Here is a 20,448-nt window from a genome sequence, read left to right as displayed (position 1 = left end):
CCCTCCGGCCAAGGAAACAAGGAAAGGCGCTCTGATCAGGCCGGGATCGGGTGCAGATTGCGCAGGATCGCCTGTGTGATCGTCGCCGTCCCATCCGTCCCGCCCAGATCAGGCGGCGCCAGCCCGGCAGCCAGCACCCGATCGACGGCCTGTTCGATGGCCCGCGCGGCCGCCGGCAGCCCAAAGCCATATTCGAACATCATGGCAACCGACAGGATGGTGCCAATCGGATTGGCAACCCCCTGCCCGGAAATATCCGGTGCGCTGCCATGCGTCGGTTCATACAGACCGCCTTTCACCGGATGCCCCACCCTCGCAGCGGCGGGCAAGGTCGCCGACGGCAACATACCCAGCGCGCCCGAGACCACCGCAACAAGATCCGAAATCAGATCTCCGAACAGATTGTCCGCCAGCAACACGTCAAACTCCTGCGGCGCGCGGGCCACGGCAAACAACGCGTAATCCATCAACAGGTGGCGCAGCTGAATGTCGGGATACTCCTCACGCCCGATCCGCGCCACCGTTTCACGCCACAGCTTGCCGCTCTCCATCACATTGGACTTGTCCAGCGATGTCACATGGCCGCCCCGCCCGCGCGCGGCCTCGAACGCGCAGCGGGCGATGCGTTCGACCTCTCCCGTGCGGTATTCGCTGATTTCAAAGGCCCGCTCCTGACCGTCGCCCAGCACCTCGCGCCCACGGGGTTCGCCATAATAGATCCCGCCCGCATTTTCCCGCACGACCAACAGATCAGCCCCCTCCACAACCTCTTGCCGATAGGGCGTTCTGTGCAGCAGCGCAGGCCAGGCGCGTGCCGGGCGCAGGGCGTTGTAAACATCCAGTTCGATCCGCAACCGGGTCAGCCCATCGGTTTCGGTGATCGGCCCGGCAATCCGGATATTATCCCATTCCGGCCCGCCCACCGCGCCGACCAATATGGCGTCCGCCGCCCGCGCCTTGGCCGCGACTGCGTCGGTACAAAACGTGCCATGCACATCCCAGGACGCACCGCCCAACAGGTCCTCCTCAATCTCCACCGCCACACCGAACTGGTCAGCAACCTGGCGCAGCACCTGCAACCCGGCAGCCACGACTTCGGGACCAATATGATCGCCGCCCAGCGCCAGCACTTTGAACGTACCGCTCATCCTGCCATCCCCTGCGACAGCACCAGATGCATCGCATCCGGGTCCAGATCCCGGTGCAACAGGCGCATGGACGAGTGGAAATCGTCCAGATCAACCGAAGATGTCAGCACGGCGCGGGGTGGGGTCTCGGGGGTGAACCCTGTCCGCCCATGCAACAGGCGCTGGTTGTCAAACAACAACCCCTCGCCCGCCTTCAGGTCCAGCGTCAGGCGCAGATCGTCGTCATACAGCAAATCAAACAGTCGTTTCAGCGCCCGATACGCAGGCCCCACCTGATCGCCGGGTACATCCAGAGGAGAGATTTGCCGTTCGTTCATCCGCACGCCGCAGACCTCTCCGCGATCATCCAGCCGGATGACCGGCAAACGGGATTTGTACCAACGCATATTGCCGTGGCTGTTGTCGCCCGGGTCGAACCGCTGACAGGTCACCTGCATCTTGCACAGCAGCTCGAAGTCCTCGGGCCAGCCTTCCTTTAGACGGCGGGCCGCTTCGAACCCATCCACCAGGGTCGACGCCCCCCCGTTCGTGCTGGGCCGCAGAACCTGAAACACGGTGATGCCGATTGCGGCATAACGATAGGGTTCGTCCACATGCGGACCCAGCGGGCCGGTGGTGTCGCCCACATTGGTCACGGTGGTTTTCTTTTTCAGCGTATAGGTCCCAAAATGGGTCTGCCGCTGCGCCCCGACCAACCGGATCATCCGTTGGCTTTCCGCGCTGTCGGTGGGCGCATCCACGATCTTGCAGAACCCATAGTCGCGCACCGTTTCGAGGATCTTCAGCCGCACCGCCGGGTCCGCTTCTGCCTTGGTCAGAGATCCCACCGGAAGATCCGCGCCCAGCGACCTGTCCCACAGGATCGGCTGCACACGCCTGCGCCTGCGCTCCGCATCCGAATAACAGTGATTGCGCAGCCAGCGCGCCGGATAGTCGGACCTGTGCCCATCTGGCCAGAGCACTCGAACAATGTTGTCCGTGACCTCCGCCTGCGCGACACAGTTCCCTTCGTCGATATGATGCAGGCGGATTCCGCGCACCCCGGTCTCTGGTGGGCCGCACTCCGGGCACCAGCATTGGTGACGCAACCAGATGGGATGAAACCGGCTTTGGTGATCGTCCTCCCATCGGACAACCAGCTGATTGTTTTCGACGGCGGCGGACCGGATGCTGTGGCGCGCAAAGAGCATGATGGTGTTCCTGTACATTTTCTAACCGCCATAAAGTCTCCAGCGAATATGTTTGACAAATCCCAATTCAACACAGAATGGTTGAGCTTAGCTCAACCATGGACAACACATGCTGCCTGATCCCAAAGACCCCTCCTATCTTGGTTCTCTTGTCTATTTCCACCATGCAGCCGACAGCCTGAGTTTTTCCCACGCAGCCCGGGCGCTGAACGTCACCCCGTCGGCTGTGAGCCACCGCATAACGGCGCTGGAACGCGCTCTGGGGAAACGGCTGTTCGAACGGCGCATTCGCGAAGTTCATCTCACCCAGGACGGCACCGAACTGGCCCAAGCCACGACAGTGATCTGGAAGGAACTTCAGGAGATTACAGAACGGTTGACCACACATGAGGTTCTGCGCGTGTCGGTCGGGCCGTATTTGTCGTCACAGTGGCTGTTGCCGCGGATCGGCGCGTTCGAGGCCCAGCACCCCGGTTTGCGGGTGGACCTGATCCATGTGATCGGCGCGCTGGAGTCCCGTCTGGCGGACGTCTCGATCATCTGGGCCGAACTGGACGGCCCGGAGACCGAAACGGCCATGCTGTTTGATACCAAGGCGGTTCCGGTTGCCGCGCCGGGGTTGCAGATCACAGACGCGTTCTGGGACGGAAAACTGCCGCCGATCCACTATCGCGACCGCAGCACCTGGCGTCACTGGCTGGCTGCGGTCGGTGCGCCAGAGCGGTTTGCCGATCGTGGCGAAGTCCTGGACGAACCGCATATCGTTCTGGAAGCCGCAGCTTATGGCCGGGGCATTGCGATCGGGTTTCTGCCTTTCATCGCCAAATTCTTTGACCAGGGGCGGCTTGTTCCCGTCGGAGCGCAGCCGATCCGGTCCAGCCGGGGCTATCGGCTGGTGGTGAACTCAGGCCGCCGCCCCATGGCCAGACTGTTTGCCGATTGGGTCACCGACCAGGCACAGACCCGCCCGACCACCGCCGACACCTAACCCGGACCCTGTTCACGGATCCGGGATCGCCGGGCCAATTGGATTGGCGGCCCATCAGACGCCGCAGCGCGTCATCCCAACCCCTCATAGCGTGCGTTGGCCTCTTTCAAGGTGGCCTTCAGCCCCTTTTCGATCGTTGATTTGGAAAAGGCCTCGTATTCCGGGACCGGGTTGGCCCCCATGATGGCGACCTGTTCCAGATAATAGTCGGTCGCCGTCTTCAGCCCCTGCATCTCGTAGACCCGGTTCAGATACATCTTGTGCATCCGCTGCATCTCGCGCGGCATCCGCGCCATCAACAGCGCCTTGGTGTGCGTGGCCTCCTTCAGCTTGTCCAACGGCACCACTTCGGTGATCAGCCCCATCTCCTTGGCCTCGGCCGCGGTCAGCTCGCGGCCCGTCAACAGCAGGTCCTTGGCGGTTTTCATGTTGACCAGCCAAGGCAGAGCCATGCAGTGGCCCGAAATTCCATAGCGCACCTCGTTATAGCCGATGCGGGTGTCCTCTGACGCAATGGTGATGTCGCAAAACAGGCTCAGCTCAAAGCCTTTGCCGATGGCAATCGAATTGACGCTGGCAATCACCGGTTTGGTGATCCGCCAGGGGGTGGTGAACTCCTCGAACTGTTTAAAGTAATGCGCGCGGTATTCGTAGATCGACGTGCGGTCCTCTTCGGCGTCCTCGTCCAGATCGTGCCCCGCACAAAACCCGCGCCCGGCCCCCTGGATCACGATCACATTGACGTCGTCGTCAACGTCGGCGCGCTCCAACCCCGCCTGCAATTCAGCGATCAGTTTCAGGTTCATGGCATTCAGCTTTTCCGGGCGGTTCAGCGTCAGCCAACAGATGTGGTCGGCGTCGACCTCGTAGATCAGATGGGTATAGTCGGTCATGTCTCAGCCTTTCAGGGTCAGCACCGCGTCGGCAATGACCGCGCGGGATTGGGTGAGCAGCAGCGGATTCACTTCCAGCTCTGCAATGTCGGGATGGTCGGCGACACAGGCGCACAGGGTTTCGATGGCGCTCAGCATGACCGCCAGATCTGCCGCAGGTCGCCCCCGATAGCCCAGCAACAGCGGGGCCAGTTTCAGACCCTTCAGCGCCGCCGCGATGTCTGCGCGCGGCGCGGGCAGGATCAGAGTGGCGGTGTCCTGCATCAGCTCCACGGCGATGCCGCCAATGGCCAGCGTCAGGGTCAGGCCAATGTCCGGGACATGGCGGATGCCCACCAGCAGTTCGCCCACCGGGTTCTGGATCATCTCTTCGATCAGGAACCCGTCGGGGTTCAGACCCTGCGCCGCAAGCCGCCCCGCCATGGCGCGGATCGTGGCGGGCAGATCCCGGGGTGCGACGGTCAACGCCACGGCCCCGGCTTCGGTCTTGTGCAACAGCCCCGGCACCAGGGCCTTGACCGCACAGGTGCAGGCGATGTCCGCCAATGTGTCGGGACCATCGACAATCCAGTGGCGCGGCACATCCAACCCGGCTTCAGACAGCCAGGATTTTGCCGCCGCCTCGCTCATGCTGTTGCCAGTGCCGCCGGGTTGCGGACAGCGCGGGGCGGGCAAAAGCATGGCGTCGGGGTCCAGCATGTCGCGCCGCGCGCCATACCGCGCCGCATGGGCCACCGCGCGCAAACCGTCCTCGATCCCCTGCAAGGGCGCCATGGCGTTGGCGATCATCCGGTCGCGGGCCGCGCGCGGCAGTGCCTCGGCCAGAGTGTTGACAAAGGCCGCCGGGCGATCGCCTTTGGTCGCGGCCAGCGCGCCGGTGGTGGCGTCCCAGGTCGACATGTCCCAGCCGCCTTCCGGCGGGTAGCACATCACCTGCACAAACAGATCATGCTGATCCTGTGCAAACGCCCGGTAGATCGGCAATTGATCCGCCTGCGCCCAACCATGGGCGTCTGAAATATCCAGCGGATTGGCCGGTCCGACATAGGTAGGCAACACCAGATCCAGCGCCGCCGCCGCTGCTGCCGTGGGGGCCACCATCTGCAATCCGGCCTGTTCGGCGATATCCCCACCCAGCACCGCATAGGACCCAGACGAGGTGATAAATCCGGTCCTGGCCCCTTTTGGGATCGCCGTGAAACTCAGCATCTTGACGGTTTCGATGGCCTCCGTCGGGGTTGTCACCTCGATCCAGCCAAAGCGGCGGAACAGGGCCGAGGCCACGGCTGCATCCCCTGACAACGACGCCGTATGCGATTGCGCCGCGCGGGCACCTGCCGCGCTGCGGCCGCCCTTGATGGCCACCACGGGGATGCCATTGCGCGCCGCCTTGGCCGCAGCCTGGGAGAGCTTTTGCACGTCGCCGATGCCTTCGAAATAGACGTTCACCGCCGTCACCCGATTGTCGTCCAGCACCGCGTCCAGCATGTCGGCGATACTCACCATCGCCTGATTGCCAAGCCCGATCAGATAGGCGATCGGCTGTGCGCGATCGGCACAGCCAAGATCGCTCAGGTAAGCGCCGCCATTGGAGATCACCGCCACGCCTCTGACCGCCACGTCTTTGACCGCCACGCCCCCATCCGCTGCACCCCTGGCGGCCACATTCCGACCCGGCGCGTGATTGCCAAAGTGGTCCATCATAAAGGCGTTGCCATCCAGGAAATTGGCGATGCCGGGGCAATTGGGGCCGATCACCGGCATCTCGCCCGCCGCAGCCACCAATTCGGCCTGACGCGCGGTTCCGTCGGCGCTTTCGGAAAATCCGGACGTGATGCAAACCACCCCGCCACAGCCCCGTTCCGACAGGGCGCGCACGGTTTCGAGCACCGCCTCCTTGGGGATCACGAGAATGGCCAGATCCGGGGCCCGGCGCAGGTCGCCAACACAGGGCACGCAGGTCAACCCGGCAATCTCGGCCCGCCTGGGGTTCACGACAACGGCCTCTCCCGCAAAACCATTCGCCTGCATGTAGCCAATTGCAGGCGCGAGGCCGGCACCGCCAAACCAGGCCACACAGGCCGGGTTCAGCATCCGTTTCAGACGATCTGCCCTGGTCACGTCAGAACCTCTGCCGACCGTGCGCCAATCCCGCCAACCTCAATCGCGCCCCCCGGCCCCGGCGCACAGTTTTTCCGTCTGGTCACCCGGCCGGTGTTTCCCCCGGTTTGCACCGCGCGGACCAAGCGGTCCTGACCCGGGCTCATGACTGTGCCTCGGCTCTGATGCGCCGGTGCGCCGTGCGGATACAAGAGTGCAGGTCATCGCGGTCGGCATAGATCCCTTCGATAAACCGGGTGCCGCCTTTGGCGTCATACCCTGCCCGCCCATGCAACGCACGGCGGTTGTCAAAGGCCAGCAGGTCGCCCGGTTCATAGCGAATGGTCATCTCGTACCGGGGATCCTGGGCCCGGGCGCAAAAGGCGCGATACGCCCTGTAGGCGCGGGCCTGCACCTCCAGAGGTGCGCGCAGCGGTGCGCGCAGAAACGTGTTATAGCGCACGCCGGTGATGGTCCCATTGGCATCGGTCTCGACCACCGGCCCACGGGCGCGATAGTCCGAACGGCGGGCGCGGTTGCTGTAGTCCCAGACATCCGTCACCAGAGACTGATAGTGCTCTGGTTCGTCTTCGCGCATGTCCTCGGCAATCCGGTAAGCATCCACATAGATCCCCTCGCCGCCGGTGGTGGTATTGGCACGGATATAGAGAAACTGCAGCCCATGCGGGGTTTCCCGCGTCGGCATGTCGATATGTTGCAGCAGCCTGTCCGGGGTAAAGGCCTGGCTGTCCGGGTCGTCCTTGATCTCCAGCACATACTGACGGCCAAAATTGCTTTCGCGGACCGGGCCGATGCGGGTGACGATCTCTTCCAGCAGCCCATCCTGCTGTGGCAACCCGCGCAAACGCGCCACACCATAGTCACGCAGGGCTTCCAGCCAGCGCAGGAACACCCTTGGGTCCTCCAACGCCTGCGGGCCATCAAACGTCGGCGGTTCCGTCAGGTCCGCGCCCCGCCACAAGATCGGCGGGATCGGGTCTGGTGCGCCAAACCAGGCGGTGCCGCGCAGCCAGCCGGGGTGATAGGCGCTGGTGGTGCCGTCAGAGAATCTCACGTCCACCGCGCCGCTTTCAAGGATCCCGGCCCCCGTGATGGCCACCTCGGCCTCGATCCCAGTGGGAGAGATGCGCATCTCGCGCGCCTTGGGGTGAATCGTTGCCGGATCGGGGCTGTTTTCGCGCAGCAGCAGGACATGGTGCTGGCTGGTCCGACCATCGGACCAGATCACCTCCAGCGCCTCTGCGCTGTGCTGCAAACGCGCGGCGTGATGGTCGATGGGCCAGACTTCGAAATCTGGTGTCCAGGGCAGATCGGTCATATGCTCTCCTCCACTACCCCCGGATGTTAGGAACAGTCGCGCAAAAACAGTTGATCAGAATTGGCAATTAACTAACGTATTTTGACAAACTGATCCGAGCCACCATGCCACATGCCGACATTGTCCTGACCGACAACTTTCCGATCCTGTCGCTCACCCTGGTGACCGAACCGCTGCGGGTGGCCAACCGCGAAACCGCCGACACGCTGTGGCGCTGGCGATTCCTGTCGGTCAAGGGCGGCCACCTCACCAGTTCCAGCGGCATAGACATCAACACCGACCAACTGGATCACAGCCCGGCGGATGTCGTGTTGCTGCTGTCCTCCTACCACCCGGAAACAGCGGTTGCCGGACCCTTGCTCGGCTGGCTCAAACACCGCGCCCGCCAAGGCGCTTTGATGGGCTGTGTTGACACCGGCGCGTTGATCTTTGCCGAAGCCGGACTGCTGCGCAGCCGCCCCGCGGCGGTGCATTTCGAAGCGCTGCGCAGCTATCGCGAGAAATTCGGCGCGGATATGTTTGCCGACCGGTTGTTTGACGTCTCTGACACCCGCTGTTCCAGCGCCGGCGGAGTCGCCACGTTCGACATGACCCTGGGATTGATCGAACATTTCAGCGGACGGCAGCTGGCATATCGGGTGGCCGAGATCCTGACCTATCGGCCCACCAACCACACCGGCCCACAACAACGGCTGCTGACCGACACGTCGCTGGCGCGTCTGGATCGCAATCTGGCCAAGGCCGTCGATTTGATGATTGCCACGCTGGATCAGCCGATCACCGTTGCCGAGATTGCCGCCCGCGTCGGGGTTCCACAGTGGACGCTGGGGCGGCTGTTCAAGCACCACCTTCAGCAAACCCCGGCCGCCTATTATCGCAATCTGCGGCTGGCAGAGGCCCGCAATCTGGTGCAGAACTCCAGCCTGCGCATCAGCGAAATCTCGAGCCTGTGCGGATTTGAAAATCCGGAGAGCTTTGCCCGGGCCTATCGGCAAAGATACGGCCACCCCGCGTCCCGCGACCGCCAAAGCTGAGATCCGGGGCCGCGATGGTCCCGGGGCATCACTGCCCCCCACCGGGGCGAGATCAGCGGGGGTAAAACGGGATACTGTCGCAGGCCACCGGCCTTTGGCCCTCAGTTGCAACATGTGTGCATTCGACAGGTCGCGGACAGTGTTCCCCTTGTTGACGTTGGACACCTGCCGCACGGCGCAGAGGTCCCCGCACACAGGTACGCCCGCTCCGGACAGACATCTGGAACGGGCGCATGTCGCGACTGTGTGGCTTACTTCAACAACACATCCAGCGGCACCGGCTCACTGATGGTCCAATTGTCGACCACTGCAGGGGTCGCACCGGAAATCTCGATGATCTGCATGTTTGCGCTGTTCTGATGATGCAGGGTGTCGCTGAAGCTGCGCGGCCCAAATGTGGTCGCTTCGTTCTGCATCTTTTCCAGCTCGGCCGTCACGGCGCTGCCTTCCACTGTTCCCGCGCGGGCGACCGCCTTGGCCCAGAGGTCAATCAGAACATAGCCGGGATAGGCGTATTGACTGGCCGGACGGGCCCCGGTCGCAGCCTCATACGCGGTGTTAAAGCGTTCGACCTCGGCGCGTGGATCGTCGCCATAGATCGACCCCTGGACCGGCAATACAAACCCCGACAAATCGGGAACTGCGTCCAGCCAATAGGACCCATCCACCGCCGACCCATTCAGGATCATCGACTGGATGCCCGCTGCGCGCAGCTGGCGCACAGCCGCCGCCGCACCGGGAATATAGGAACACAGCATGATCACATCCGGCTCCTGGGGCAGCGCCTTGATCCGGCTGATCTGGCTGGCGATCGAGGCATCGTTGTTCTTGAACGTGTCGCGCCCGACGATGTCGCCACCGGCCTTTGGAAACATCCAGTCAAAACCGGTACAGATGCCTTTGTTGTATTCGATGGTCGTGTCCAACAGGACGTAACCGGTTTTGGCGTCCCGCTGATGCGTCGACCATTCCGCCATGGTTGCGCCCTGCACCGCCGCCAGAACCGAGCCTGAAAAACTGTTCGGGCCAACGCCTTGAATGCCGGCCTTCACGTCTTCGGCACACAGAAAGAACGAATTCTTGCCCTCAGCCTCTGCCGCCAGGGCCGCCGGGGCCCCAAAATCGTAATCGCAACTGACGACCATCATGTCGGCCCCGTCATCCAGCACCTGAAGTCCGGCCTTGGCAGATTGCGCCCGGTCGGTTTTGGTGTCGGTCTCGACCCATTTGACCTGTTGTCCCAACAACCCGCCATTGGCGTTGATTTCATCGATGCGGATCTTGGCCGCTGCTGCGGCGGGTGTGTCATAGGCTTCCATCCAGCCCGATTTTGCAATGGCAAAGCCCACCGTTATATCCTCGCTGGCCCATGCTGGCGATGCCAGCGCCAGCGTCAATGCGGATGCAATCAATGCGTGTTTCATGGAACGTCTCCTCAGTTGGTTTGGGTATTTTTTGATTTGAGCGTCACGCCCCTTTGGGGCAGGCGCAGCTCCTTGCCGGCCAAAAGCCCGGAAGGTCGCAGCACCAGGATCAGGATCATCACGATCCCGATCAGGATTTCCTGGGCCCCGCTGGGCAACGCAAACGCGGTGGCCCCGACTGTCACGCCCTGTTCCAGACGCACCAGCGCCTCGATCAGCACGGACAGGCTCAGCACCCCGATGACCGCCCCCGACAGGCTGGCAATGCCACCAACCACCAGCATCGCCAGCGAAATGAAGGTGATGTTCAGATAGAAACTGTCCGGGTTCAGAACACCGATCGAATGCCCCAACAGCGCACCCGATACACCGGTAAAGAACCCGCTGACGACCAATGCGATCAACCGATGGCGATACATGTCGATCCCACAGGCCGACGCGGCAACGTCATCCTCGCGGGTGGCCCGCAGCGCCAGCCCGCTGGCAGAATTGGCATAGAGATTGGCGGCAATGATCGCCGCGGCCGCCCAGGCCAAGGCCACCCATTGATCCACATATCGGGCCAGCCCGACCACCGATGACGTCGCACCGGTGACGCCTTCCCAGTTGGAATAGACGGTGTTGACGATGGCCAGGAATGCAAAGGTCGCGATCGAGGCGGCAATACCCGACAGCCGCAGGATTGCCGCGCCAGAGATCAGCGCAACCAGCGCCGCCAACAGCCCCGACACGATCGCGGCAGGCAGAACCGGCCATTCCGCCTGCGCCAACCATTGTGGCAGGTCCGGAAGGAACATGGATTTCATCTGTGGCTTCAGCGTCAGCCACGCCGAACAATAGGCACCGATCGCCATGTACCCGGCATGGCCGAAACTGACGACGCCCGAATTGCCGACAAAGATCCAAAGACCGACCACCAGCACCACCCGGACCAGGGTTTCGGCCATCGTCCGGGCCAGCGCCTTGTCCCCGAACAGGCTGACCATTCCCGCCATCAGGACCAGCAGTCCGATCAGAACAATCGGGGTGGAATAGGCCAGAAGCCGGTTTTGTGCGTGTTTACCCATCATGGTTCAAATCCTCGGCTTGGCTGAACTGGGCACGAACAACCCTTGCGGACGCAAAAGCAGGCAAACGATGACCAGCGTGTAAAGAAAGGCGTCACGGAACGGGCGGACTTCCAGCGGCAGAAAGGCCTGCAACACAATGGATGTCGCACCAATCAGAAATCCCGCGGCCACGGCACCGGGCAACGACCCCAGCCCACCGATGACCGTGGCGATAAAGGCAACCAGCATGATCTGCCCGCCCATGCGGACATCTGCGACCCCGGTCTGGGTCGCCAGGATCAGCGCGACCGCCGCCGCCAGCGCGCCCGACAGGGCAAAGGCCCCGGTGATCACCACATTGGCCCGCACCCCCAACAGCCGCGCCATGGTGAAATTCTCGGCCGCGGCCCGCATTTCCAACCCCAGGCGGGTTTTCTTCAACAACAGCGCCAGGGCACAGACCACCACCACCGTGCTCAGGATGACAATCAGCTGCAGCAGCGGGACATGCGCGCCCGCCACGGCCACAGGCGTGTTCAGATCCGGCCACAGGCTGATGGCCTTGGGCCGCCCTCCGTAGATCGCCAACAGCGTATTCTGGATGATAAAGCCCAGCGCAAAGGAGGAAATCATCATCGCCACCGGCGTTGCCCGGCGCATATGGCGGAACACGATGAACTCGCTGGCCACGGCAGCTCCGGCGCCCACCGCCAGCAGAACCGGGATCAACACAAAGGCCGGTGCCTTGCCCAGAAACAACACCGCCACGGCGTCGGTCGATGGCACGATCAGGGCGAACACGCAAAAGGCGATGTATTCGCCATGGGCAAAGTTCACCAGGTTCATCACCCCAAAGATCAACGCGATCCCCAGGGCGGCCATCGCATAGATCCCGCCCAGCGAAGCCGCATCAAAAAACAGTTGTGCAGCAGAATTCATAGCGCGGCCTCCGTGTTGGATGTTCCGAAATAGGCGTCGCGAAGCAGGTCCTTGGACGCAAAGGTCGCGGCGTCTCCCTCGCCGACAACCGCACCGCCCCGCAGCAGGATCATGCGCCCGCCAACACGGGCCGCGCGTGTCGAACTCTGTTCGACGATCAACAACGTCAGCCCCCGCTCTTCCTGCAGGGCAACAAGCGTTTCATACACCTGATCCACAATCTTTGGGGCCAATCCCAACGACGGTTCGTCCACCATCATCAGTTTGGGATTGGTCATCAGCGCCCGCCCGATGGCCAGCATCTGCTGCTGGCCACCGGACAGCGCACCGGCGCTGGCATGACGACGCTCCCCCAGGATTGGGAACGCGTCAAATATCTCCGAAATATCGGCGGAGACAGCGCTCTGGTCTCTACGCAACCCGGTCCCGACCTTCAGGTTTTCCTCGACCGTCAGGCTGCCAAAAATCTCGCGCCCCTCGGGCACCATGGACAGGCCCAGCCGCGCAATGGCTTCGGGTGGGCGACCGCTCAACAGATCGCCATCCAGTTCGATCCGCCCCTGGCTGGGGGCCACAGCGCCGCTGATCGCCCCCAGCAACGACGACTTCCCAGCCCCGTTGGGGCCAGAGATGAACACCCGTTCTCCCTCTTCTATGTGCAGGGTCACATTGGTCAGCGCGGGGACTTTCCCGTACCGCACCGACACGTCAAATACGCCAAGCTTGGACATCACGCGGCCTCCTGATCGGCACCAAAATAGGCATCACGCACCACCTGGCTCTTGAGGATCACATCGACGTCGCCCTCTTCGATGACCTGCCCCGCATCCAGCACATAGACATGCTGAGACACGGACAGAACCAACCCGACATTGTGTTCGATGAGCAGAACGCCGGTGCCCAGTTCGGTTGCCACACGCGCGATCAGCGCGGCGAGATCGCCGGCTTCGGCTTCGGACATTCCTGCCGCCGGTTCATCCAGCAGCAAGAAGTCCGGCGCAAACATCAAGGCACGGGCAATTCCCACACGCCGTTCGTCGGTATACGGCAGCCCCGCCGCCGGCCGTTCAGCCAAATGGGGCACCCCCATCCAGCCCAGCACCCGCAACGCTTCGGCCTCGGATCCGGATCGGGAATGCCCCAGCCCCACACCCGTCACGGCCAGATTGTCGAGAACATCCAGACCGGTGAACAACCGTCCGGCCTGAAATGTCCGCGCCACGCCTTCGCGGCGCAGCTGGTGCGGCGACATCCGGCCCACCTCCTTGCCCCCCAGGGCGACCGACCCTGTGGTCGGTGCCTGGAACCCGGTCAATGTGTTGACCATTGTCGTCTTGCCCGCGCCATTGGGGCCAATCAGCCCATGAACGCTGCCCGGCGTGATCGACATTGTGACATCGGTGAGCGCCTTGAACCCGCCAAAGGCCACGGTCACCCCCGACGCGGTCAGCGAAGACTCGGCCTGCGAGGACGCCGTGCTGTGTCGCCGCGCCATGGCTCAGACCCCGGCCAGTTCTTTGAGCTGGCTCAGCGGCCGGCCCTCCGGGGCGGTCTCCGCCGTCAGCACATAGACCCCGCTTTCGTGCAGCGACACGGTCCAACCCGGCTCGATCACGATGGTGGTGGTGACCTCTTCGATGACGGCAGGCCCATGCAACACGTCCCCAGCCCCCAATGCAGCACCGTCATAGACCGGCGTGTCCTGTGCCTGTCCGTCGGCGCTGAACACCATCGGGCGGCGGCCCTTCAACGTGCTCTCGGCACCCGATCCCGCGGCAATGCTCATGCGTTTGGGTTTGTCCACACGTCCGGCGATGGTGCTTTCGACATTCACCACTTCGACGGCGTTGTGCGGTTCATCATAGGTATACAGCGCCTTGTGACGGGCGTGGAACGCCGCCTTGATGTCCTCCAGCGACGGCTCTGTGACCTCAAAGGGCGCGATCTCGACCGTGCATTCATGCACCTGCCCGACATAACGCATGTCCAGACTGCGACGGATCGAAATCTTGTCGTCGCTGAACCCGTCCTGGCTCAGATCTCCATGGCCCCGCAACTCCAGCTTGTTGAACAGCTGATCCAGCGTCTGCGCCGCCTCGGCCCCCTCCAGCCGGATCGGTGCCGGAGCCATATAGTTGTATTTGACGTCCGATATGATCTGACCATAGGCGCACAACCCCGAGGCCAGCTTGGAAATCAGAACCTTGGAGATCCCCATTTCACGGGCCAGAGCGGTGATATGCGCCCCGGTCGCGCCCCCAGCCCCCATCAGCACAAAATCGCGCGGATCATAGCCCCGTTCGACCGACACCCGGCGGATCGCATTCACCATGTTGTTGTTGACGATGGTGAACATGCCATAGGCCGCCTTTTCCACCGAAATGCCCAGCGGATCGGCCAGCTTGGTCTTGATCGCGCTGCGCGCCTTGTCCACATCCAGCGGCAGACGCCCGCCAACCAGCCCATCGGCATTCAGATAGCCAAGCGTCAGATTGGCATCCGTGGTGGTCGGATTGTCACCGCCCTGACCATAACAGGCCGGTCCCGGTTCGGATCCCGCCGATTGCGGACCCATCTGGATCAGCCCCATCGAGTCGATCCAGCCAATCGACCCGCCACCGGCCCCCAGGGTTTCCACCTGAATCATCGGAATTCCAATGCGATAGCGCAAAAAGTCGATGTTCTTGTTGACGTTGGCCTGACCATCCTTGGTCAGGGTGATGTCAAAGGAGGTGCCACCCATGTCACAGGTGATGATGTTCTTGTCCCCCCAGGGTTCGGCCACATCCAAGGCCGCCTGCGGAGCCGATGCCGGCCCGGAATTGATCGCATAAACCGACTGGTCGCTGACCACCTTGCCCAGCGCCAGCCCGCCGTTCGACTGGAAATAGCGCACCGGGTGCTGGCTGCCCAATTCGCGGAAATAGGCATCAATCGCTTCGACATAGCGTTGCAGGATCGGGGCCAGATAGGCATTCACGATCGCGGTAGAGGTGCGAGTGTATTCGCGCACCTGCGGGTACAATTGGCTGCCGACTGTCAGGCGTACATCGGGCATCATCTCGCGGACGATCTCGGCGGCGCGCAGCTCATGTTCGGGATGCAGCACCGACCAGACAAAGCTGATCGCAACCGACTCCACGTTTTCGGCGATAAAATACTGACAGGCGGCACGCACGTCGCCTTCGTTGATCGGGGTCTTGACCGACCCATCCGAAATCACCCGCTCCGAGATGCCTTTGCGTAGATGGCGCGGCACCAGCATTGTGGCGGGCGGATAATCCGGGTCATAGCGATATCCGTCTTCCTTGTGGCCCAGGCGGATTTCGATGGAATCTTCGTGGCCCCGCGTGGCGATCAACCCGGTCTTGGCCCCGGTGTGGGTGATCAGCGCGTTCAGACCCACGGTGGTGCCGTTGATGCACAGGTCGGAATTCGACACGATGTCCTGCGCCGTCAGGCCGGTTTCCTCGGTGATCAGCGCCAGACCGTTCCGGATGGCCTTGGTCGGTTCGGTCGGCGTGGACAGAACCTTGAAGATCTGGGTGCTGCCCTTTTTGTCGGCCAGAATGAAATCGGTGAATGTGCCGCCGGCATCAATGCCCAGGCGATATTGGGTACGCATGTGTTTTTCCTTTCGGATCAATAGGATCAGACGACAGAACGGGCGTGTTCAGTGGCGGTTTCGTCAATGGCGAGGGTTTCGGCGTCGGCAATGATCACCCCATAGTCCAGCCGGGCCCCTTCGACGCTGACCAGCCCGTTTCGAACGTCTTCGACCACCTTCAACGGGTCGCGTTCAAACGGGTTGCCGAACCCGCCGCCGCCGGGGTTGAGGTTGGCGGCAATTTCACCGGGTTTGATGGTCTCGATCACATTGTCGGTGATGATCTGGGTGTCGCCGTCGCGGGTGATTTCCAACCGGCCGACCTTTTTGTGAACCATGGCGGATTTTGCACCCGCGGCCCCCATCGCCGGAATGCGGCGGCCTTCACCAAAGGTGACAAGGGTCATGTCCGTATCCAACGGTTCGACCGCCCAGCGCGTGCCTGACCCACCGCGGAATTTGCCCGCGCCGCCGCTGTCCTCCATCAGCCCGTATTCGTGAATGATGATCGGATAGGAATGTTCGAGCATCTCGATATCCCCCGACGTCAGCGCCCCAAAACAGCATTCGGGCCCACAGGCGTGCCAGCCATCCTGGCTGTTGGTCGCCCCGGCCCCCGAAATGATCGAAGCCAGAACCATGGTGACGTATTCTTCGTCATGGCGATTGTCCCACCCGGCGATATTACAGCCGTTGGCGTGCCCCCAGCTGGCCGACACCTTGTCAGGGGCCGCCTGCTCAAAGGCCAGCCGCACCGCATCGGTCAGCGTCTCCATCGGGGTGGTGGTACAATTCATATGCGGCGCAGGTGACTGGGCGTTGCACAACGTCCCCTTGCGGCCCATGTCCACCGTGACATTACGATACAGCCCCTCGTTATAGGGCGGCGGCAATTGCGCGAACATCATCAGGCCCAGATAGACACCCGAATAGGAATTGCCTTCGTAGGAGTTGATGAAATACGGGATCTGCGGCGGGCTTTCGATTTCGATGTGGCAACTGTCTCCGGTGATCGTCACCGTCGCGGTGATGTCGAAATCGCCAAACCCGTGCCCGGCATCTTCCAACACCGCCGTGCCGGAATAGGTCCCATCCGGCACCTGCGCGATCAGCCCCTTCATATGGGCATTGGCCATGGTCAACAGCTTGGCAATGCAGGTCTGAACCGTTTCCTTGCCATATTTGTCCATCAGCGCAATCAGGTTGCGCGCGCCCACCTGACAGGCCCCGATCAAGGCGTTGAAATCACCTTCCTGATCCCGCCGGGCCCGCATGTTGACCAGCAACATGTTCATGATGTCGTCGCGCGGCACACCCCTGTCCCACAGCTTGATCGGCGGGATGCGCAGCCCTTCGGCATAGATTTCCTTGGCCTCGGGGTTGTATCCCGCCGGAACCGGGCCGCCAATATCCGTCAGATGCCCCTTGCAGACGGTCCAGAACACCAGCTCGCCTTCATAGAACACCGGGTAATACATGCAGGTGTCGATGATGTGGCTGCCCCCATAGGCCGGGTCATTGTGCAGGATCAGGTCGCCTTCGTTGATATCCCCGTCAAAGAACCCCGCGACCGATTTCATCGCCGGGATCAACGATCCCAGGTGAATCGGAATATCCTGCCCCTGCAGGATCATTTCGGGCGTGTGGTTGAACAGCGCCGTGGAATAATCATGCGCAAGGTTGAACACCGAACTGCGCGCCGTCTTTTCCAGCGCCAGCGTCATTTCGCGCTGGGTGGTTTCCAATACGCCGCGCACCACGGAAAGCGTGATCGGGTCTACGGGGTTATCAGCCATGTTTTCTGGTCCTCTGAATGGGGCAAAAGATCCACCGGACGGGGGCGCATGGGCCGCTCGATCCGGCATGGTCCTTTGCACGTCGTTCTCGGATTTCAGGATGACCGGGGTTGCCGGGGCGGTCTTGACGATGCGCGCAGAGCTGTTTGCACCCCCGCGCAGAACAATTTGTCACTCAGCGCAGAACCATTTGGCGCTCAGCGCAGGCGTCCCATTTTCTTTTGTTTTGCTGGGGATTTGGGATAAGGTTCAGCGTGGGAGGAAACGCATATGACCGCCGGGTTCACGTTCTCGACGGCCAAGACAGAGCCGCAGCACCGCTCCAGCAAATGGAATGCGGTGGTGAATGATGCGTATTTTCCCCTGGAATTGCAGTTCCGCGACCCGATCCGTTTCAATGGTCAGCTGAGCCGTATGTCCATGGGCCACGTCGGCATGTCGCGGCTGACATCGGACCCTCTGAGCTATGAACGCCGCCGCGCCCATATCCGCGAGGCCCGCCAAGAGGAATATCTGATCACCCTGCCCCGCGTCAGCACGGTCGAGTTCCGTCAGCTGGGGCGCGAGGTGCGCTGTGATCCCGGCGGGTTCATCCTGGAACGCGGCGACGAACCTTACCGGTTCCTGTATGAAAACCCCAATGACCTGTTTGTGCTCAAGGTCAGCCGGAAGGCGCTGGAAGAACGCGTGCGCCAACCGGACCGGTTTTGCGCGCGCGTGTTCAACGCCACCTCTGGCACCGCGGGGCTGTTCGCCAGCATGGTGGATCAGGCGCAATCAAAATTCGCCGATCTTGGACCTGCGGCCAGCGAAACCATCGGGCGTCAGCTGCTGGAACTGTTGGGGCTGGCGCTGGAGGAAACCTCCGACGCCAATTCCAGCAACCTGTCGGCCGTGCGGTCGGCCCATATTACGCGGGTGGAAAAATTCATCCGCGCCAATCTGAAGAACCCGGATCTGTCCCCGGATCTGATCGCCGATGGCTGCGGCATCTCGAAACGGTACCTGCACGACCTGTTCAAGGACGTGAACGGCACTGTCAGCCAACAGATCCGCGACCACCGCCTGATCGCCGCGCGGGATCGGCTGGCCGCAGCCCCCGGATTGGCCATCGCCGAAGTGGCCTATCGCTTTGGGTTTTCGGATCAGGCCCAGTTTTCGCGGTTGTTCAAATCCAAATTCGGTGTCACCCCCTCGGAATTCAAGGCCGACACCAGCGCGTAAGGCTGGCCAGGATCGCGCCGTTGGGGGGATTGGCCCCGAACACCGTCGCAACGCGGTCTGCGCCCCCAATCCCCTTTTGCCCTGTCTGCGCGCCCCACGCCGCGCGTCATCTCAGACGGCCCGACGAGACCGGGGATCATGCCCGTACCGGCCCCGTGGGTCGACCCGCCAGCCACCAAATTCATTGCGGGATGCCCCAGAATAAATTGCGTGTATCGGGAGGACCAACTGGTAACGTGACGCCAAATTCCGCGTTGTCCAACGCCTCACTCACGGAGCCCCCATGCCTCAGATCTCTCCCGAATTGCTGACCCAAATCCGAAGCCGGTTTGCACAGGTCGATCACTGCCCACAGCAGGGGCCGCGCATCTTCTTTGAAAACGCAGGCGGGGCGCTGACCTTGAACGCTGCGGTCGAAACCTCCACCCGTTATGCCGCCATCCCCGACAATCAGGGGCGCGACAACCCGGGCAGCCGTGAACTGGTCCGCGTCATCACCAAGGCCAAGACAGACATGGCCGAATTCATGAACGCGCCCGGTGGTCAGTTCTTTGTCGGCGAAAGCGGCACTGAACTGTTGTTCCGTCTGATCATGAATGCCTGCCTGGGCACGTCGCGGGGCGGCGTGGTTCTGGGCAGCACGCTGGAACACCCCGCCACCCGGTCGGCCTGTGATCGCTGGGCCCAGGTGGCCGGCCAGCGCCATGTTCTGATCCCGCATGACAACGCGACCGGCACCATAGAGGCGGCGGCCTATGCCGATGCCGTCACCGCGGACACCGTGGTCGCCACGATCGTGCATACGTCACCGGTGACCGGCATGGGCGTCGATGTCGCCGCCTGCAGCGCCGCAATCCGGGCGGTGGCTCCGGCCTGTGTCATCATCGTGGACGGTATTCAACATGCGGCACACGGGCGAATGGACCTGACCGCCTATGACGTGGACGGCTATGTGGTGTCCCCTTACAAGGTGTTCTCGCGTCATGGGTACGGGTTGGCCTGGATCTCTCCGCGTCTGAGCGCCCTGCCCCACAACAGCCTCATTGATGGCCCTGCGGAAAACTGGGAAATGGGCACCCGCGACACCGGATCCTATGCGACCCTGTCCGATGTTGTGGACTATTTCGACTGGCTGGGTGGTGCTGTGGGCGGCGGATCCGACCGCCGCGCCAGATTTGCCGCCGCCGCAGACGCCATTCACGCCCAGGAACAGGCGCTGACCGATGCAATGATTGACGGAACAGGAAATCTGCCCGGGCTGCGCGAAATGGACAAGGTGACCATCATCGGGGGTGCCGACAATCCGGCACGGGAAGGATTGGTGTCGCTGGTTGTCGATGGGGTGGCATCGGTCGATGTGGTCAAGACGTTGAACGACCACGGCATTCGCACCCATCTGCGCAAAGCCGATCATTATTCCGGCAATATCCTGACGCCGCTGGAGATGGACAGCTGTGTGCGTGTCTCCATGTGCCACTACAACAGCGTGGATGAGGTCGCCAAATTCCTCGCCACAATGAAGCAGATCACCGAATAGATCAGCGCGCCGACCCCAAAGCCGTTCGAGCGGCCTTGGGGTCACCACCAGATCAAAACAATGATTGCCCGCGCCTTGGCCCTAAAAAACCGGCCGGATCGGCGACTCGACACACCTGTCATGAAAATTCCAAGGGCTTTGGGTCCGATTTCTTCTCGGGTGTTCGCAACGCGCACGGGC

Annotated in this window: 16 protein-coding genes; 4 read left to right on the top strand and 12 right to left on the bottom strand. The window is 62.3% G+C overall.

Translation table 11 applies throughout. The annotated features are described in order from the left end of the window. Nucleotides 1-35: 35 nt before the first annotated feature. Complete coding sequence (leuB, locus tag QEZ52_RS08990) at nt 36-1,148, bottom strand: 3-isopropylmalate dehydrogenase (RefSeq protein WP_406649618.1); 1,113 nt, start codon at nt 1,146-1,148, stop codon at nt 36-38. Further along, nucleotides 1,145-2,338 carry a TauD/TfdA family dioxygenase gene (locus QEZ52_RS08985; protein ID WP_406649617.1) on the bottom strand — a complete coding sequence of 398 codons (1,194 nt, stop codon included), beginning with the start codon at nt 2,336-2,338 and terminating at the stop codon, nt 1,145-1,147. Before QEZ52_RS08985 ends, leuB begins: the two co-directional genes overlap by 4 nt. A gap of 109 nt (nt 2,339-2,447) precedes the next feature. Here QEZ52_RS08985 and QEZ52_RS08980 point away from each other — a divergent pair, with 109 nt between their 5' ends. Further along, nucleotides 2,448-3,326 (top strand): LysR substrate-binding domain-containing protein, encoded by an 879-nt coding sequence (locus QEZ52_RS08980; protein WP_406649616.1) that lies wholly within the window; start codon nt 2,448-2,450, stop codon nt 3,324-3,326. A gap of 71 nt (nt 3,327-3,397) precedes the next feature. Here the strand turns inward: QEZ52_RS08980 and QEZ52_RS08975 are convergent, their stop codons facing one another. From QEZ52_RS08975 to QEZ52_RS08965, 3 genes are all read right to left on the bottom strand, one after another. Further along, nucleotides 3,398-4,219 (bottom strand): enoyl-CoA hydratase/isomerase family protein, encoded by an 822-nt coding sequence (locus tag QEZ52_RS08975; protein ID WP_406649615.1) that lies wholly within the window; start codon nt 4,217-4,219, stop codon nt 3,398-3,400. Nucleotides 4,220-4,222: 3 nt separating this feature from the next. Next, on the bottom strand, nt 4,223-6,340 hold the full coding sequence (locus QEZ52_RS08970) for an acetate--CoA ligase family protein (RefSeq protein ID WP_406649614.1): 2,118 nt from the start codon (nt 6,338-6,340) through the stop codon (nt 4,223-4,225). A 142-nt stretch (nt 6,341-6,482) separates the two neighbouring features. Then, a complete protein-coding gene (locus QEZ52_RS08965) occupies nt 6,483-7,658 on the bottom strand; it encodes a TauD/TfdA family dioxygenase (protein ID WP_406649613.1) in 1,176 nt (391 codons plus the stop codon). Between the two features lie 104 nt (nt 7,659-7,762). Between QEZ52_RS08965 and QEZ52_RS08960 the strand changes: the two genes are divergently transcribed. Then, nucleotides 7,763-8,692, top strand: coding sequence for a GlxA family transcriptional regulator (locus QEZ52_RS08960; protein ID WP_406649612.1), 930 nt, complete (start codon nt 7,763-7,765; stop codon nt 8,690-8,692). A 251-nt stretch (nt 8,693-8,943) separates the two neighbouring features. On the opposite strand, the gene QEZ52_RS08955 is transcribed toward QEZ52_RS08960, so the two are convergent. The 7 genes from QEZ52_RS08955 to QEZ52_RS08925 are packed head-to-tail and all read right to left on the bottom strand — an operon-like array spanning nt 8,944 to nt 17,507. Further along, nucleotides 8,944-10,116 (bottom strand): ABC transporter substrate-binding protein, encoded by a 1,173-nt coding sequence (locus QEZ52_RS08955; protein WP_406649611.1) that lies wholly within the window; start codon nt 10,114-10,116, stop codon nt 8,944-8,946. 11 nt (nt 10,117-10,127) lie between these two features. After that, nucleotides 10,128-11,186 (bottom strand): branched-chain amino acid ABC transporter permease, encoded by a 1,059-nt coding sequence (locus QEZ52_RS08950; RefSeq protein WP_406649610.1) that lies wholly within the window; start codon nt 11,184-11,186, stop codon nt 10,128-10,130. Between the two features lie 3 nt (nt 11,187-11,189). Next, nucleotides 11,190-12,104: a branched-chain amino acid ABC transporter permease gene (locus tag QEZ52_RS08945; RefSeq protein WP_406649609.1), complete on the bottom strand. Its 915-nt coding sequence runs from the start codon at nt 12,102-12,104 to the stop codon at nt 11,190-11,192. Next, on the bottom strand, nt 12,101-12,835 hold the full coding sequence (locus QEZ52_RS08940; protein ID WP_406649608.1) for an ABC transporter ATP-binding protein: 735 nt from the start codon (nt 12,833-12,835) through the stop codon (nt 12,101-12,103). Before QEZ52_RS08940 ends, QEZ52_RS08945 begins: the two co-directional genes overlap by 4 nt. Further along, nucleotides 12,835-13,599, bottom strand: coding sequence for an ABC transporter ATP-binding protein (locus QEZ52_RS08935; RefSeq protein WP_406649607.1), 765 nt, complete (start codon nt 13,597-13,599; stop codon nt 12,835-12,837). Before QEZ52_RS08935 ends, QEZ52_RS08940 begins: the two co-directional genes overlap by 1 nt. A gap of 3 nt (nt 13,600-13,602) precedes the next feature. Next, on the bottom strand, nt 13,603-15,729 hold the full coding sequence (locus QEZ52_RS08930) for a hydantoinase/oxoprolinase family protein (protein WP_406649606.1): 2,127 nt from the start codon (nt 15,727-15,729) through the stop codon (nt 13,603-13,605). A 26-nt stretch (nt 15,730-15,755) separates the two neighbouring features. Then, entirely contained in the window at nt 15,756-17,507 is a 1,752-nt protein-coding gene (locus tag QEZ52_RS08925; RefSeq protein ID WP_406649605.1) for a hydantoinase B/oxoprolinase family protein, read from the bottom strand. Nucleotides 17,508-17,777: 270 nt separating this feature from the next. Between QEZ52_RS08925 and QEZ52_RS08920 the strand changes: the two genes are divergently transcribed. Next, complete coding sequence (locus QEZ52_RS08920) at nt 17,778-18,731, top strand: helix-turn-helix domain-containing protein (protein WP_406649603.1); 954 nt, start codon at nt 17,778-17,780, stop codon at nt 18,729-18,731. A gap of 283 nt (nt 18,732-19,014) precedes the next feature. Next, nucleotides 19,015-20,268, top strand: coding sequence for an aminotransferase class V-fold PLP-dependent enzyme (locus tag QEZ52_RS08915; RefSeq protein WP_406649601.1), 1,254 nt, complete (start codon nt 19,015-19,017; stop codon nt 20,266-20,268). The last annotated feature ends 180 nt before the right edge of the window (nt 20,269-20,448 follow it).

The sequence above is a fragment of the Aliisedimentitalea scapharcae genome (assembly GCF_045277565.1).
Taxonomy (GTDB): domain Bacteria; phylum Pseudomonadota; class Alphaproteobacteria; order Rhodobacterales; family Rhodobacteraceae; genus Aliisedimentitalea; species Aliisedimentitalea scapharcae.
This window is presented reverse-complemented; position numbering and strand designations above follow the sequence as displayed.

What these genes read in the sequence shown, in the direction of transcription:
- QEZ52_RS08960 (WP_406649612.1), top strand. Translation starts at nt 7,763, where the DNA reads ATGCCACATGCCGACATTGTCCTGACCGACAACTTTCCGATCCTGTCG.
- QEZ52_RS08915 (WP_406649601.1), top strand. Translation starts at nt 19,015, where the DNA reads ATGCCTCAGATCTCTCCCGAATTGCTGACCCAAATCCGAAGCCGGTTT.
- leuB (WP_406649618.1), bottom strand. Translation starts at nt 1,148, where the DNA reads ATGAGCGGTACGTTCAAAGTGCTGGCGCTGGGCGGCGATCATATTGGT.
- QEZ52_RS08930 (WP_406649606.1), bottom strand. Translation starts at nt 15,729, where the DNA reads ATGCGTACCCAATATCGCCTGGGCATTGATGCCGGCGGCACATTCACC.
- QEZ52_RS08975 (WP_406649615.1), bottom strand. Translation starts at nt 4,219, where the DNA reads ATGACCGACTATACCCATCTGATCTACGAGGTCGACGCCGACCACATC.
- QEZ52_RS08920 (WP_406649603.1), top strand. Translation starts at nt 17,778, where the DNA reads ATGACCGCCGGGTTCACGTTCTCGACGGCCAAGACAGAGCCGCAGCAC.
- QEZ52_RS08950 (WP_406649610.1), bottom strand. Translation starts at nt 11,186, where the DNA reads ATGATGGGTAAACACGCACAAAACCGGCTTCTGGCCTATTCCACCCCG.
- QEZ52_RS08945 (WP_406649609.1), bottom strand. Translation starts at nt 12,104, where the DNA reads ATGAATTCTGCTGCACAACTGTTTTTTGATGCGGCTTCGCTGGGCGGG.
- QEZ52_RS08965 (WP_406649613.1), bottom strand. Translation starts at nt 7,658, where the DNA reads ATGACCGATCTGCCCTGGACACCAGATTTCGAAGTCTGGCCCATCGAC.
- QEZ52_RS08955 (WP_406649611.1), bottom strand. Translation starts at nt 10,116, where the DNA reads ATGAAACACGCATTGATTGCATCCGCATTGACGCTGGCGCTGGCATCG.
- QEZ52_RS08925 (WP_406649605.1), bottom strand. Translation starts at nt 17,507, where the DNA reads ATGGCTGATAACCCCGTAGACCCGATCACGCTTTCCGTGGTGCGCGGC.
- QEZ52_RS08940 (WP_406649608.1), bottom strand. Translation starts at nt 12,835, where the DNA reads ATGTCCAAGCTTGGCGTATTTGACGTGTCGGTGCGGTACGGGAAAGTC.
- QEZ52_RS08980 (WP_406649616.1), top strand. Translation starts at nt 2,448, where the DNA reads ATGCTGCCTGATCCCAAAGACCCCTCCTATCTTGGTTCTCTTGTCTAT.
- QEZ52_RS08935 (WP_406649607.1), bottom strand. Translation starts at nt 13,599, where the DNA reads ATGGCGCGGCGACACAGCACGGCGTCCTCGCAGGCCGAGTCTTCGCTG.
- QEZ52_RS08985 (WP_406649617.1), bottom strand. Translation starts at nt 2,338, where the DNA reads ATGCTCTTTGCGCGCCACAGCATCCGGTCCGCCGCCGTCGAAAACAAT.